Annotated in this window: 14 protein-coding genes and 1 tRNA gene; 11 read left to right on the forward strand and 4 right to left on the reverse strand. The window is 64.7% G+C overall.

Annotated features, from left to right (window positions below; translation table 11 throughout):
- Window positions 1-51: 51 nt before the first annotated feature.
- From AUL34_RS01850 to AUL34_RS01860, 3 genes are all read right to left on the reverse strand, one after another.
- Window positions 52-1050: a BMP family protein gene (locus AUL34_RS01850; RefSeq protein WP_061930250.1), complete on the reverse strand. Its 999-nt coding sequence runs from the start codon at window positions 1048-1050 to the stop codon at window positions 52-54.
- A gap of 166 nt (window positions 1051-1216) precedes the next feature.
- Window positions 1217-1867 carry a peptide-methionine (S)-S-oxide reductase MsrA gene (msrA, locus tag AUL34_RS01855; RefSeq protein WP_244492410.1) on the reverse strand — a complete coding sequence of 217 codons (651 nt, stop codon included), beginning with the start codon at window positions 1865-1867 and terminating at the stop codon, window positions 1217-1219.
- Window positions 1868-1892: 25 nt separating this feature from the next.
- Complete coding sequence (locus AUL34_RS01860; protein WP_061930256.1) at window positions 1893-2225, reverse strand: hypothetical protein; 333 nt, start codon at window positions 2223-2225, stop codon at window positions 1893-1895.
- Between the two features lie 275 nt (window positions 2226-2500).
- Between AUL34_RS01860 and AUL34_RS01865 the strand changes: the two genes are divergently transcribed.
- Window positions 2501-2590, forward strand: a tRNA-Ser gene (locus AUL34_RS01865).
- Window positions 2591-2854: 264 nt separating this feature from the next.
- Here AUL34_RS01865 and AUL34_RS01870 read toward each other — a convergent pair.
- Window positions 2855-3583 (reverse strand): BtpA/SgcQ family protein, encoded by a 729-nt coding sequence (locus AUL34_RS01870; RefSeq protein ID WP_061930260.1) that lies wholly within the window; start codon window positions 3581-3583, stop codon window positions 2855-2857.
- A 189-nt stretch (window positions 3584-3772) separates the two neighbouring features.
- Here AUL34_RS01870 and AUL34_RS01875 point away from each other — a divergent pair, with 189 nt between their 5' ends.
- The 10 genes from AUL34_RS01875 to AUL34_RS01920 all read left to right on the forward strand — a co-directional run bounded on the left by AUL34_RS01875 (window position 3773) and on the right by AUL34_RS01920 (window position 14987).
- Window positions 3773-4537, forward strand: a complete 765-nt coding sequence (locus tag AUL34_RS01875) for a DeoR/GlpR family DNA-binding transcription regulator (RefSeq protein ID WP_202814926.1) — start codon at window positions 3773-3775, stop codon at window positions 4535-4537.
- A gap of 126 nt (window positions 4538-4663) precedes the next feature.
- Entirely contained in the window at window positions 4664-5752 is a 1089-nt protein-coding gene (locus AUL34_RS01880; protein ID WP_156420735.1) for an SIS domain-containing protein, read from the forward strand.
- 16 nt (window positions 5753-5768) lie between these two features.
- Entirely contained in the window at window positions 5769-6617 is an 849-nt protein-coding gene (locus tag AUL34_RS01885; protein WP_061930269.1) for a carbohydrate kinase family protein, read from the forward strand.
- Between the two features lie 267 nt (window positions 6618-6884).
- Entirely contained in the window at window positions 6885-8393 is a 1509-nt protein-coding gene (locus tag AUL34_RS01890; protein WP_061930272.1) for a chlorohydrolase family protein, read from the forward strand.
- Window positions 8390-9916 carry an ABC transporter substrate-binding protein gene (locus AUL34_RS01895; RefSeq protein ID WP_061930274.1) on the forward strand — a complete coding sequence of 509 codons (1527 nt, stop codon included), beginning with the start codon at window positions 8390-8392 and terminating at the stop codon, window positions 9914-9916. The genes AUL34_RS01890 and AUL34_RS01895 overlap by 4 nt, the downstream gene beginning before the upstream one ends.
- 74 nt (window positions 9917-9990) lie before the next feature.
- Window positions 9991-10908 (forward strand): ABC transporter permease, encoded by a 918-nt coding sequence (locus AUL34_RS01900; RefSeq protein ID WP_061930276.1) that lies wholly within the window; start codon window positions 9991-9993, stop codon window positions 10906-10908.
- Entirely contained in the window at window positions 10905-11762 is an 858-nt protein-coding gene (locus tag AUL34_RS01905; protein WP_061930278.1) for an ABC transporter permease, read from the forward strand. Before AUL34_RS01900 ends, AUL34_RS01905 begins: the two co-directional genes overlap by 4 nt.
- The gene (locus tag AUL34_RS01910) at window positions 11759-12763 is read left to right on the forward strand and encodes an ABC transporter ATP-binding protein (protein ID WP_061930281.1); all 1005 of its coding nucleotides are present in this window, start codon (window positions 11759-11761) and stop codon (window positions 12761-12763) included. The genes AUL34_RS01905 and AUL34_RS01910 overlap by 4 nt, the downstream gene beginning before the upstream one ends.
- A gap of 119 nt (window positions 12764-12882) precedes the next feature.
- Complete coding sequence (locus AUL34_RS01915; protein WP_192845673.1) at window positions 12883-13767, forward strand: ABC transporter ATP-binding protein; 885 nt, start codon at window positions 12883-12885, stop codon at window positions 13765-13767.
- A 41-nt stretch (window positions 13768-13808) separates the two neighbouring features.
- Window positions 13809-14987: an SIS domain-containing protein gene (locus tag AUL34_RS01920; protein ID WP_061930287.1), complete on the forward strand. Its 1179-nt coding sequence runs from the start codon at window positions 13809-13811 to the stop codon at window positions 14985-14987.
- Window positions 14988-14991: the final 4 nt, after the last annotated feature.

Raw genomic sequence — 14991 nt, forward strand, 5'->3', positions numbered from 1 at the left:
AAACGGCGCCCGAAGGGGGCGCCGCCGCGAATGCCGGACCGGCCGCCCCGATCAATAGGGGCAGGCGTTGTCCGTGTTGTAGTTGTGGACGGTGATCGTGCCGGCGATGATGTCGGCCTTGGCCTTCTCGACCGCCGCCGTCATCTCGGGCGTGATGAGGTCCTTGTTGTTGTCGTCCATCGCGTAGCCGACGCCGTCCTCCTTGAGGCCGAGCGTCTGCGTGCCGGCCGTCCACTGGCCGCCCTGCGCGTCCTTGAAGGCCTGGTAGACCGCGTTGTCGACGCGCTTGACCATGGAGGTCAGGACCTTGCCGGGATGCAGCATGTTCTGGTTGGAATCGACGCCGATGCCGAGCTTGCCCGCATCCGCCACCGCCTGCAGCACGCCGATGCCGGTGGCGCCCGCCGCGTGGAACACGACGTCGGCGCCCTGGTCCATCTGCGAACGGGCGAGTTCGCCGCCGCGCACCGGATCGTTCCAGGCCGCGGCCGTGGTACCGGTCATGTTCTCGAGATACTTGGCATCGCTCTTGGCCGCGAGCACGCCGCCCTTGTAGCCGCAGGCGAAGTTGCGGATCAGCGGGATGTCCATGCCGCCGACGAAGCCGACCGTGCCCGTCTGCGACTTCAGCGCCGCGAGCATGCCGACGAGGTAGGAGCCCTCCTCCTCCTTGAAGAGGATCGAGCGCACGTTCGGACGATCCACCACCGTGTCGATGATCGCGAACTGGAGGTTGGGATATTCCTTGGCGACGTTCTCCATCGCCGCCTGCTGCGCGAAGCCGACGCCGATGATCGGCGAGTGCCCGTCCCGCGCGAAGCGCCGCAGCACCTGCTCGCGCTGGGTCTCGTTCTGCATCTCGAACTCGCGATACGCGACGCCCGTCTCCGCCTTGAAGCGTTCGGCACCGTTGAAGGCCGCCTCGTTGAAGGACTTGTCGAACTTGCCGCCCAGATCGAAGATCACGGCGGGCTTGAACTCGGCGGCGAGCGCCTGGCCGACGAGACCAAGCGAGCAGGCGGCCATCAGGCCGGCGAGAAGATGCTTCATGGGTTGGGTCTGTCCCTGTTTCGCGAAGACGGCCACGGCCGATCACGAAAGGCGATCGCCCCACGTGAAAAGGCCAGCCATGCCAGTCCGCGGACTGGCATGGCTGGCCATCATACTGAACGCAGAACCCCGCCACCCGCAAGGGCGAGCGAGGCGGTGGCCCCAGCTATTCCGCCGCCACCGCACCCAGACCCACGGGGCAGCTCACGCCCGTGCCCCCGAGGCCGCAATAGCCCCGCGGGTTCTTGGCGAGATACTGCTGGTGATAATCCTCGGCGTAGTAGAATTCCGGCGCAGTCATGATCTCGGTGGTGATCTCGCCGCGATGCCCGGCCTTCGCGAGTGCCACCTGATAAGCATCGCGGGCAGCTTCGGCCGCCACGCGCTGGCTTTCGTCCGTCCAGTAGATGCCGGAGCGATACTGCGTGCCGACGTCGTTGCCCTGACGCATTCCCTGCGTCGGGTCATGGGACTCGAAGAAGGTCTTCAGCAGGGTCTCGTAGGAGACAACAGTCGGATCGTAGGCCACGAACACGACCTCGTTGTGCCCCGTGCGACCCGAACAGACCTCCTCATAGGTCGGGTTGGGTGTCGAGCCGGCGGCATAGCCGACCGCCGTCGTCACCACGCCGGGCAGCTGCCAGAACTTGCGCTCGGCGCCCCAGAAGCATCCGAGACCGAAGACGGCCGTCCGGGTGCCCGCGGGGAACGGGCCCTTCAGGGGCGCGCCCGACACGAAATGCGTCTCCGCCGTCGGGATGGCGCCGGCGCGGCGCGGCAGCGCTTCGTCGGCCGTCGGCAGGGTCGTCTTCTTCATCAGTCGATCCAGAAAGGACATGGGTTCACCTCAGGGTTCGCGCGGGCCGGCGAGGCGGCCGGCCGACGAAAAGAAACAGGATTCCGGCAAGGCCGATGACGATGGACGCAGGCTGGCGGCCGATCTCGCTGGCCAGAGTGGCGCCCCGCCCCTCCGCCGCGAAGACGCCGCTGGCTGACGCGGTTCCGGTCGCAGCGTCGAAGAGGCCGAGGCCCACGGTGCGCGCCGCCGCTTCCAGAGGCATCAGCATGGTCGTCCCGGATGCCAGCGACCGGGCAATGTCGCCGACCGCAAGCGCCGTTGCCGCCGCCAGGAGAAGACATCCCGCAATCCGCACCAACCAGGCCAGCAGCCGCATCGTCTCGCCTCCTCCTCGAACCGGTCACCGCGACCCGGCGGCCTGTCGATATCACAGGGCACCTTGCGGCGGTGCGGCGTCTCGCCAAGATATGGTTTCCGCGCGACGCCGGCGCAACGTCGACCGCGGCGAACGCGGAAGGATGCCCGCCGCCTCGCCCCCGTGGCTTTTGTCCCGCGCCCCTATGAAACCGCTTGCCAGAGCAAGCGTTCCAGTGATAGTCCGCGCCCACCGTACCGAGGCCCGGGCCACAAGCCCGAAGCCGCGACCGGTCAGGAGGGGTGGCCGAGTGGTTGAAGGCGCACGCCTGGAAAGTGTGTATACGGGAAACCGTATCGGGGGTTCGAATCCCCCTCCCTCCGCCAGAGTCCTCCGCCGCCAATTTCATTTATCGATTGCAGGCATCTAATCTAGCTTCTCACTGCCATCTATCGACGGGCGGCATGCTGCGGCAGGTGAGACCGCGAAGGGCGACCGAGTGAGCGCGTGCCCACCAACTCGACGCAGACGGGGAAGAAAGCGTCGAGGGCAACTGAGACGGGGCCGAACGAGCATGTGGCGATGTCTGGCGATGAGCGAGCCGAACCGTGGTTCGATCGTCAGCAGGCTACGCTCGACGCGAGCTTTCGTTACGGGCGGCCCCCAGTGCTGGGACCGTCCGCCTCTACGGCTGCGACCAGCTTTTCCACTTCCGCCACGTCCCATTGTACCAGGTCGTCTCTCGCACCGCGCTTCAAGAGCGATGTGCTGACCACAACGCTGTCGGCAACCTGCAGTGCCTGACGGATATTTTGCGCGGTGACGCTTCCGCCAATCACGATCGGACGCGAGACGCCGGCATTCCGCGCTGCGGTGACGCGCGCCAGACTGTCTTCGAAGGTCGCGCCCGTGAGGACAAGAGCATCGGCCCCCATGTTCTGTGCCCAGAGCGCCGCGGCTTCGTGGGGCACAGGCGACAAAGGTTGGCATGTGCGGTCGTGGACGTCCGCGAGAATCTGAATATCCTTGCGTTCCAGCAGCGAACGATAGTCGGTCGCCTCGACCGACAACGCTTGTCGCAATCCTTCCGCGTTGACAGCCGCCCCGACGAAGATCTTGAGCCTTACGAAGTCAGCATCTACCGCATCGGCGATGGCGAGAGGCGCAATGGCGTCATGGGCCTGAACGATGATCCCGAGGTGGATATCCGGAAAGCTGCGCCGGAAGAGACGCCCCAGCACCGACATCCGGGCCACGGTTTGCTGCGTCGCGGGCCCCGTCTCCCCTGTCTCGTCCTGAATCTTGATCGCACGGATCCCGCCTTGGATGAACACCTCCGCATTGGCGAGAAGATAGTCCTCGTACCAGGAGATCGGCATTCGATTTCCGCCTCGGAAGGGGGGAAACTGAAGGGCCGCGATCACAGAAGGCAGAGGTCGAGACATGGTGGCTCGCAAGGATCGATCTTTCGCAAAGGCTGAAAATTCGGCGGCGAAAAGGAGAATCGGCTAGCATAATCGGGAGACCCGACCCGACTTTCCTCCATTCGGCTTTACCAGATGCCATCTTTGAAAGCTATCGAAAGACACCGTCGCATCATCGACCTGCTTCAGGCGGATGGGCGGGTCGACGTCGAACACCTTTGCGGAGCGCTGGGCGTATCCTCGGTGACGGTCCGCGCCGATCTCCTGTATCTCGAGAAAGCGCAAGTCCTTCGCCGGATCCGGGGCGGCGCCATCGCCGTGCGCCCCAGTCGTTACGAACGTCCGATCGATCTCAATGCTTCACTGCACGGCGAGGAGAAGGACGCCATCGCGGCCGTAGCGGCGGAGATGATCCGGGACGGCGAAACCGTGATCATCGATACAGGCTCCACCATGGCGGCGCTTGCCACAGCCTTCCCCCGCAGCCTCACCGACGTAGCGGTCGTCACCAACGCCCTGAACGTTGCGACAGCGCTGGCGAACCATCCCGGGGTCACGGTCATCGTGACGGGCGGGACGGTCCGCCCACAACTCAATTCGCTCGTATCCCCGTTCGGGACCCTTCTTCTGGCTGAGATCAATGCCGACGTCGCCTTCATGAGTTGCGCCGGCGTCGAGCCTCGTAAGGGATTCACCAACAGCAACTGGCAGGAGGCGGAAATCAAGAAGGCGATGATCCAGGCTGCAAGCCGCGTGATCTTTCTTGCCGACCACTCCAAGCTCGGACACGTCGCAACCGCTCGCATCGCGGCGCTGGAGGAAGCCGACCTTCTCATCACCGACAAAGGCGCCTCCGCCGACACCATTCGAGAACTGAAGGCGTCCGGTCTGGAAGTCGCGATCGCATAAATTTTCACAATCATCTAAATCGAAAGACATCGAAACCATAATTTTCGAAAACTTTCCTTGTGCTGGGATAGGCTTCGGTTGGAAAACTTTGACACGACGTTCATTCCGATCTCGACGAGCCCAACGATGCCCCTCCCCCAACCCGCCGCCGTCTCCCCGAGCTTCGAGCCGATGCTCGCCGACATCCGCCGCCAACCGCAGGTCTTGGCCGGCCTCCTTGCCCGCCGCGACGAGATCGCCGCCTTCGCCCAGAACGCATTGACGCCGGATGCGGGCGGGCGTCTCTATGCTTTTGGGAGCGGAGACGGTTGGTTCGCATCCCGCGCCGCATTCGGAGGCACCGGGGCCAGCGGCGTCAGCGGGCTGGACTTCCTCCTGAACACAGCACCTGCTCTCGGCGCGAGGGACCGTGCCATCGGGATTTCCATGTCCGGCAACGTCGACCGCACGCTGGAAGCCGCCGAGGCGGCACTTGCTGCCGGCGCTAGTGTTTCGCTGCTCACCAACGGCATGGGCGGACGGATCGGCGCACTCGGGCTTGCGCGGTTTTCACTCGACATCCCGGACCTCGCGCCCTTCCTCTGCGGCACGTCGAGCTATGTCGCGACCCTGGCCGTCCTTGCCATGGCGGCGCAGGGCAATGACTGGGCGGACGAACTGGACGCGCTCGTCGGCGAGTTGCCCCGCTTCATCGAGGAGACGCACGCCCTGTTCGGTGGCGCCGCTGGCCTTGCGTCATGCAGCGGCGTGCGTTTCCTCGGTGTGGGCACGAGTGTGGCAACCGCCGACTACGGCGCGGCGAAATGTGTGGAGGTCACCACCGTTCCCGCCTGGAGCGACGATATCGAAGAGTTCGCGCACCGGCAGTACTGGTCGATGAAGCGCGACGAGATCGTCGTTCTCCTTCCCGTAGATGCCAGATCCGCCGCCTACGCCGATGCAACGGCCGAGGCCCTCAGCCATCTCGACATGCAGGTGGTGGCGATCGAGCCCGCAGATGCTCCCGTTCCGGAGGCGCGACATCGGATCACCCTGCCCGGCCACCCGCGCCATGCCCCCCTGACCCAGGCTGTCGCACTACAGCTCTTCGCCTACCATCTGGGGATCGCGAATGGGACCGATCCGAACCGCCGGCTGCACCTCAAGCAGGACGAGACGCGCTTCTCGGTGAGCCGTCGCCTCACGCGCCGCAGCCTGATCGGAACGGGTCACTGACGAGAGAGCAAGCCCGATGGCTCGTCTGGCGGTCGTGGGATACGCATCCATCGATACCATCGTGGTCGAGGGGAAACCACACCGCACGATCGGGGGCGGCGCCGTTTACGCCGCCCTGTCGGCCGCGCGCTATGGCTCCGAGGTTTCGCTTCACGTGGCCGTCGGCGAGGATTTTCCGACGCACTGGCTCCGGCAACTCGAAGCCTTGAACATCGATACGTCATCGGTGGAACGACGCTCGGGCGGCACGCGCCGAGCGCTTCTGCACTACGGCGGGCGGGAGGAGAGGATCGCCAGCACCGAACGGGACGCGGCTTGGTGGGATCGGACGCGGAGCCTGACGCCGCCCCTGCCTCGGAAGGGTTTCGACGGTTACCTCCTTTGCCCGATGCCGCCCGAGACCCTGGCAGAATGCCTTTCGCGAGCCTCGGGAGGTTTGTCCGTCGCCGATACGAGCGAGGTCTTCGCTCTCGACGGCGCGAGCCTGAAAAAGGCACTAGGACGGTTGGATGTCTTCGCGCCGAGCCTCGAAGAGATCAGGCTTCTGACGGGACGGCACGACGACGAGGAAGCACTGCAGACACTGTCGCACCTCGTGCCCATCCTCGTCGCCAAACGCGGCCGGGCCGGGCTTACGCGCTTCGCGAAAGGCGAACGACTCGATCACACCATCACCCCTCGGACGGCGATCGATCCGACCGGGGCGGGCGACGCCACAGTCGGCGCACTCACCACGGCACTGTTGGCGGACTTGTCGCCGGGCCAACAACTGCGCACCGCAGCGCAGGCTGGTGCGGAAGCCGTCGGCGCGATCGGACCTGGCGCCTTCGGCTGGCAGATCCGGCAGAATTCGAAAGAATTATAGTTCGCATCAAAAGATGCGCGCCTTCCTGTCGCACTTCGCCGATCCCCTCCCTCAATGAGCCCGAGCTTCCGAGAAGCCGACATAACGTACTGTTTTATCGCGTTTTTTTGGCGCATCTTTTGCACTGACGAGGTGGCTGAACGCTTCCAAACCTCGATCTTTCCCGAGTTTCGAAAATTTTCTTTTTTGAAATTTTGAAAATATTTCTTGCGTTGGTTTCTGTGATGCCGGAAGCTCCCTCGCATAGAAATAAACCACGGGGTCAACGTGCCCAAGAAATTGTCATCTCGATGGATTCTGGCTTTCGACGGGAACGATCATGTTCTCATCGAGAACGGCTTCGTAGCGATCGAAGGCGACCGGATCATCAAGATCGGCGACGCCCACGCAACCGCGGCGTCTTCCCACGAAGGTTGGGAGCATCGGGACTACGGAAATGCACTGATCGCGCCCGGCTTCATCGATTTGAACGCTTTGGCCGATGTGGATACGACCATTTTGGGGTTCGGCGGACAAAGGCCTCCCCTGGCGTCCATGTGGAGCCGCTCCTACGCGCAATCGGGACGCCGCGAGGTCCTGACGCGCGACCAGCGCCTGATGTCGGCGCGTTTCGCCTTCGGACAATTGCTTTTGTCCGGCATCACAACCGCTCTTCCCGTGACATCCCTTCTTTTCCGCGCCTGGGCGGAGAGCGTTGCCGAATTCGATGACATTGCCGCACTCGCGGACGAACTCGGTCTTCGCCTTCTTCTCGGCCCGAGTTATCGATCCGCCGTGAACGTCGCGGAACCCGACGGGCAAGTAGGGCAGTTGGCGGACGAGGAAGCAGGTCTGGCCGGCTTGCGAGACGCCCTGGACTTCGCGCGGCGCTGCGAAGGCGCCGGACCGCTTGTCTCCCCTCTGCTGGTGCCTTCCACGATCGAGACCTGCTCCGACGAGCTTCTGCAGCGAACAGCCAGCGCCGCAAAGGATCTCGGCATCCCGTTTCGCCTTCACTGCTGCCAGTCGGCGTTGGAGACACGGTTGATCTGGCAGCGTTCGAGCCGCAGCTCCATCGGACATCTGGCTGCCTTGGGGGTTCTGGGCAATGCCGCCTTGCTCCCTCACGCTCTCGAACTTGGTGGCCCCCAGCGCGACCCGAACCTGGTTCTGTCGGACTTCGAGCAACTGGAGACCAGTGGGTCGACAGTGGTGCATTGCCCACTCGTCGTCGGACGCGCGGGACGCAAACTGGAGTCCTTCGCCCGTATGCGGGCCAAGGGCATCCGAATCGGCTTGGGGACCGACACCGCTCCCCCTGACATGCTGATGAACCTGCAGATGGGCCTCGCCATGTCGCGTGTGGAGGACGAGGCGGCGGCGGACATTCCCGAATTCGTACGCGCAGCCACTCTGGCCGGCGCCGAGGCGATCGGACGCCGCGACCTCGGACGCCTCGAGCCGGGTGCGCAGGCCGATCTGGCGGTCTGGGATCTGGCTGCCTTCGATGCCCAGCCGGTCTTCGATCCGCTGGAGGCGTTGTTTCTTATGCCTCCCGGCCGACGTGCGCGAGACGTGTTCGTTGCAGGACGTTGCTGCGTGAAGGATCATGAACTGCAGGCGTTCGACGTGGCCCATGCAAGCGAGCGCATCGCCGAGATTTTCCAGATCCTCCTCGACAGCTTTCCCGAGCGCCACTGGCAGAACCGCCACTGGCGCGAGCTCTTCCCCCCCTCCTTTCCGATCCAGCCGGCGTCGGCTTTGGGTGGAAGGGACAGCAAAGGCGACATGCGATGAAGATCCTTCACAGCAGTTGGACACGACGGCTGGTCCTGTCCGCCGGCCTTGCCGCCGGTTTGATGACGAGTTCGGCTTTGCCCGTCCTTGCGCAGAACACCGCACCGGTCGTGATCGCATCGTCCGAGGACGTGATCAGCCTCGATCCGCACATGCTCGATTCCAACAATCCCACGGGGTCGGTGATCTGGTCGATCTTCGACAGCCTGGTGCGGCGCGCGCCGGATGGGTCCCCGGTACCGCGCCTGGCCACGTCCTGGGAGCGACTGGACGACGTGACATGGCGCTTCAAGCTGCGTGAAGGGGTCAAATTCACCAACGGTGAGGTCTTCGACGCGCAGGCGGTGAAGATCAACTTCGACCGGATGAACACGGCCCCGTTCAACACGCTTCAGCAGCTCTACGCCCAGACCGGATTGAAGGAGGTCAAGGTCGTCGACGAGCATACGATCGACCTCGTCACGGAGGCGCCCACGGTCAACATGCTCTATTGGCTGGCCGAAGCCTTCATCGCGGCCCCGAAGTACATCACCGACACCTCGCCGGACGAAGTCGCACTGAAGCCCGTCGGCTCCGGTCCCTACAAGCTCGGCTCCTGGCAACGCGGCGATCGCCTGACGCTCGTAGCCAACGAAGGCTATTGGGGCGAGGCACCGAGCGCCAAGGAAGTGGTGTTCCGTGCGATCCCGGAAATGTCCTCGCGCGTCAACGAACTGCGTGCCGGGACGGTGGATCTGGCGATCGGCATCACGCCGGACGTGGCGGACCAACTGAACTCCGACGTCAGCGACGCCGTGATGAACGAAGGCCTTCGCAAGATGCACATGGGCATCTCGCTGAACGGCGAGCAGCCGGCACTCAAGGAGGTCAAGGTCCGTCAGGCGCTGAACCATGCCGTGGACGTGCCGACCATCATCGAGGCTCTTCTGAACAACACGACGGCGCCCTTGAAGAGCATCGTCAACCCACCCAACAACAATCCTGACCTGAAGCCGTTCGCCTACGACCCGGAACGCGCCAAGCAACTCTTGACGGAAGCGGGTTTCGGCGAAGGTTTCCCGCTTACGATCCAGTATTCGACCCGATTTGCCGGTGGCAAGGAGGTCTCGGAGGTCGTGGCGTCCTATCTGGAGCCGCTGGGAATCCGGTCGACCATCGAGGCGGTGGAACTCGGGCAATTCCGGCAGCAGCTCTCGTCCGCCAGCCTGAAGGGCATCTACTTCCAAGGCTGGGCGGCGCTGATCAATCCGTCGGTCGAGCTGGTGATCCTCACCTGTGGCCACGTCGACAACTCGAGCGGCTACTGCAACCCGGACTACGACAAACTGGTCCAGGAAGCGTCGCAGACGCTCGACGACGCAAAGCGCAAGGACCTAGAGTTCCAAGCTCAGTCGATCGTCTGGAACGACGCGCCGTGGCTCTACCTGTGGCGCCTGCCGAACGTCTTCGGCCTGTCCAAGCGCGTCGCCTACGACTTCCGAGCCGACAACTATCTCGAGCCTTACCTGATCACGGTCAAGTAACCAGCCGGCTCGGCCGATAGCGGCGTCCGGTTTCCGGGCCGGACGCTTCCCGCCCGTCATCTCCGCGGATCCTCATGTCCCGATTTCTCGTCAAACGCCTCCTGATGGCCGTTCTGGTGCTGATCGGCGTTTCGTTCAGCACCTTCATCGTCGGCCACCTGACGGGCGACCCCGTGGCGCTGCTGGTGCCGGAGAACGCTTCACAGGAGGCCAAGGATGAGCTGCGTCGCCATCTCGGCCTCGACCAGCCGATCCTGGTTCAGTATGGCGTCTTCCTGGGTCGTGCCCTATCGGGCGATCTTGGCTTCTCCTATGTCCAGGGCACGCGCGTCGCGGGGCTGATCCTGGAACGGCTGCCTGCCACCTTGGAACTGGCCGTGGCTGGTTTCCTTCTGTCGCTCCTGATCGCCATTCCGCTCGGCATCGTCATCGCCTTGAAGCGCAACACCGCCTGGGACTTCGTGGTGACGGCTCTCGCCATGGTGGGCCAGTCGGCGCCCGGTTTCTGGATCGGGCTGATGCTGATCGCCGTGTTCGCCGTCGAGCTACGCCTCCTGCCCGTGTCCGGCTATGGCGGCTTCGCCTATCTCATTCTGCCCGCCGTCACGCTTGCGCTCCAGTCGGCCGCACGGCTGACCCGGCTCGTGCGGGCCAGCATGCTGGAAGTGCTGAGCGCCGACTACGTGCGCACCGCCCGTTCCAAGGGCCTGCGTGAGCGCGTGGTCCTTTGGATCCACAGTTTCCGCAATGCGATGATCCCCGTCGTCACGATGGCGGGACTGGAATTTGCCGAGCTCGTGTCGGGCGCCTTCATCACCGAAACCATCTTCGCTTGGCCGGGCGTCGGACGCCTCGCGGTCACCGCCGTCTACCAGCGCGACTTTCCCTTGGTTCAAGGCGTCGTGCTGTTTGCCGCTTTCGCCTTCGTCTTCATCAACTTTCTGGTCGACCTGCTCTATGTCGCGATCGACCCACGCGTGAAGCTCGCATGAGCCGCGGTCCTGCACTTCGCTCCTTCTGGAAGCGCCACACGCTGGGCACGATCGGAATCGCGATCCTCGCCATCGCGGTTGGCTGCGCACTCGCAGCCCCATTGATCGCGCCATACTCGCCAACCGCCATCAGCCTCCTCGCCCGCATGAAGCCGCCGTTCTGGCTTGAGGGCGGCTCCTTTGCCCATCCGCTGGGAACCGACAATCTGGGTCGGGACATGCTGTCGCGTGTGATCTACGGGTCCCGCATCTCGCTGGCGGTCGGCTTCGCGGCCGTCCTGATGGGGGCGGCGATCGGGACGACGGTGGGAATCCTCGCCGGTTATTTCGGCGGCTGGATCGACTCGATCCTGTCGTTCCTGATCGACGTGCAGCTGTCTTTCCCCTTCACGCTGCTGGCCATCTTCCTGTTGGCGACGCTGGGGGGCGGCTTCTGGCCGATCGTCTGTGTCCTGGCTCTTGCGACCTGGGTCAACTACGCCCGGGTTGTGCGTGGCCAGGTGATGAGCATCAGGTCGCAGGACTATGTCGAGGCCGCGCGCACGGTCGGCGTCCAGACCCGTCGAATCCTCACTCGATACATCCTTCCCAACACCGTGTCCTCGATCATCGTGGTGGCGAGCTTTTCCATGGCGCAGGCCATCCTGACGGAGGCGGCGCTGTCGTTCCTCGGGGTCGGCGTCGACGGCTCCAATCCCTCCTGGGGCACCATGCTCAACGACGGACGCAATTATCTGCAGACGGCGTGGTGGCTCACCGCCATGCCCGGCGTCGCCATCGCTCTGACGGTGCTGGGTGGCAATTTGTGCGGAGACTGGCTGCAGGACCACTTCGATCCGAGGCTCGCGCGATGAATGCCTTGTCCGCCTCGCCTTCCGCGCCGGTCCTGGCGATCGAGAACCTGTCCGTGTCCTTCGAACGGGGCGGCCGACGAATCCGCGCCGTCCGCGACGTATCGCTGACCCTCGCGCCAGGTGAGGTGGTTGGTCTTGTCGGCGAGAGCGGATCGGGAAAGTCGGTGACGATGATGTCGGCCGTACGCCTCCTTGACCCTCGCCGGGCCCGGATCGAGGCCCGGACGCTGCAGGTCGCCGGACACTCCGTCCTGGACCTCGGCAAGCGGGAACTGGAGGATCTGCGTGGGCCGACCGTTTCCTACATCTTCCAGGATCCCCTGACGGCGCTCAATCCGCTTCTGACCATCGGTCGCCAGATCACCGAAGGGCTCAGGCGCCATCGTGGACTGAGCCGGGAAGGCGCCCGTGCGCGAGCCATCGAACTCCTGGGAAACGTCGGCATCCCGGCGCCCGATCTTCGCGTCCGGCAGCTGCCGCATCAGTTGTCGGGGGGCATGCGCCAGCGCGCCATGATCGCGATGGCGCTGGCTCTCGCGCCAAAACTCCTGATCGCCGACGAGCCCACGACGGCCCTCGACGTCACCGTCCAAGCCGAGATCGTCCGCCTCGTCCAGCGCATCCAGCGCGAAGAGGGAATGGCCATGGTCTGGGTCACGCACGACCTGGCCCTGCTTGCACGTCTGGCCGGGCGCATCGTGGTGATGTACGGCGGCCGGATCGTGGAAGACGCCGCGGCCGAGCGTTTGTACGAAACGCCCGCCCACCCCTACACCGCAGGCCTTCTCGCCAGCACCTCGCGTCTCGACATCCCCTTTCGGGACCAGAAGCCGATCCCCGGCTCGCCGCCCGATCCCGGCGAGGACATCCGCGCCTGCGCCTTCGCCCCGCGATGCTCGCGCGCGACGGACGAGTGTCGAACCGCCGTCCCTCCCCTGCGCCCGGTAGCGAAGGCGCAAAGCGTGGCATGTTTCCATCCGTTGACGGACGACCGCGCATGACGCGTGCTTCAGAACCCGGATCCCCGCTCGTCGAAGCGCGTGGCCTTTCCGTTTCCTTCGCAAGCCCAAAGCGGTTCCTTTCGCGCCATAAACCGCTGATCGTTCAGGCGGTGAAGGACGTGGACCTGACCGTGAATGCGGGCGAGACCCTGGCGCTGGTCGGCGAAAGCGGCTGCGGCAAGTCCACTCTCGGACGCGCACTGATCCGTACGCTGCCGCACTCCGCGGGACGCATCCTGTTCAAGGGAGAGGACATTTCCAAGCTTCGCGGCGAGACGTTGCGGCGCGCCCGGGCGGGCTTCCAGATGATCTTCCAGGATCCCTACGCGTCGCTGAACCCGAAGATGTCGGTGTTCGACACGTTGGCGGAGCCCCTGATCGTTCATGGAACGGACAATCGGACCGCGATCCGTCGCAAGGTGGAGGAGATGCTCGACGCCGTCGGTCTCGACCGCGCCTTCGCCTCGCGCTACCCGCACGAATTCTCCGGTGGTCAGCGTCAACGCATCGCGATCGCGCGCGCGGTGATCCTCAAGCCCGATTTCATCGTCGCCGACGAGCCTCTGTCCGCGCTCGACGTTTCCCTTCAGCTTCAGGTGCTCAAGCTCTTCGACGACTTACGACAGCGCTTCGCCCTCACGTACTTGTTCGTGTCGCACGACCTCGCCCGCGTCTTCGGCTTCGCGGATCGGGTGGCGGTCATGTATCTCGGTCGGATCGTCGAGATCGGAGCCGCCTCCGCCATTGTGGCGAAACCGGCCCATCCCTATACGCAAGCCCTTCTGGCCGCCGCACCGTCACCTGATCCGAAGCTGGAGGCGACCCGGGAGGTGCCGAGGCTGACGGGCGAAATTCCGAGCCCAGCCAATCCGCCTTCCGGCTGCCGCTTCCATACGCGTTGCCCCTCCGTCATGCCCCTCTGCCGCACGCTCGAGCCCGAGATGAGGTCGGCCGGCCCCGGGCAAGAGGCAGCATGCCATCTCGTCGGCTCGCCGGCGAACTGACCGCTCCTCATCCCTTGCATCCCTTCAGGAGACCCAATTCCATGTCCGCCCATTCCGACCTCGCCCAGTCGTTTCCGCCGCATGCCGAGGAGATCGAAACGGCTATGCGCACCGCGCTGCGCTACGATGTTCTGTGCGCCGAGGTCGACCGGACGGTTGCGGAAGCGCTGACCGTCCCCACGATCGCCAACGCCCGCCGTTTGTTTCTGGCAGGATCGGGCGACAGCTACTTCGCTGCTCTTTCGGCCGCTCCAGCCCTCAGCCGTTGGACCGGACTGCCGGTCATGGCGACCACCGCCATGGACCTCGCTCGCTACCAGATCCCCTTGATGCAGGAAGGGGACGTGGTTGTCAGCATCTCCAACTCTGGATCCTCGTCGCGCGCTCGCGAATGCGTCGCGCTCGCCAAATCCAAGGGACTACCGACACTGGGGGTCACCGGGACACTTGAAGGCGCGCTCGCAAAGAGCGCCGACGCCGTGATCCACCGCCCCGTGGGCGATATCGCCGACATTCCTGAACAATACGGGCGCTGCTTCCTGAACTTTGCTGAATACGTGGCGGTTCTGCAGGCGCTCTATGTCTTCGGCATCGAGCTCGGCCGGATGCGCGGTCATCTGCGCGCGGACGACGCCGATCGGCTGGGTGCGGACCTTGCCGCATCGGTCGCCATGCTTCCCGACGTGGCGCGAGGGATCGACGCGACCGCCCGACGCGTAGCCGAAGCCGTTCTGGGGGTCGACACCGTCTTCTCGATCGGGACCGGACCGAGTCGCGGAACGGCTGCCTATTCGGCTGCGAAGTTCCACGAGCAGATGCCCATCAACGGCGTTCACCAGGATCTCGAGGAATGGGCGCATCTCGAGTACTTCCTGACCTACTTCTCCTGGCGTGAGCGGTCCGTCGCCTTCGTCATCGCGCCTCCCGGCAACAGCGCGGACCGCGCCCACGAGATCGTCGAGGGCATGGCCGGCGCCGGCGGGCGGGCTCTTCTCGTAGCGCCGGCCTCGGCTCGAACGGAGGGTGCCTTTGCCCATTTCGAGATGCCCGAGGCGCTGGACGAGTTCCTGTCCCCGATGGTCTACCATCTGCCGGCGCAGCTTCTCGTCCTCTACATGGCGCATCTGTCGGGGATCCGGTCGATCCCGCTCCGACGCACGGACGGTTTTCGCCTAATCGCGGGGAGCCAGATCCGCGACGACGCTTCGACGTTGGCTTGAGCCC

This window comes from Aureimonas sp. AU22, from assembly GCF_001463745.1.
Taxonomy (GTDB): Bacteria; Pseudomonadota; Alphaproteobacteria; order Rhizobiales; family Rhizobiaceae; genus Aureimonas.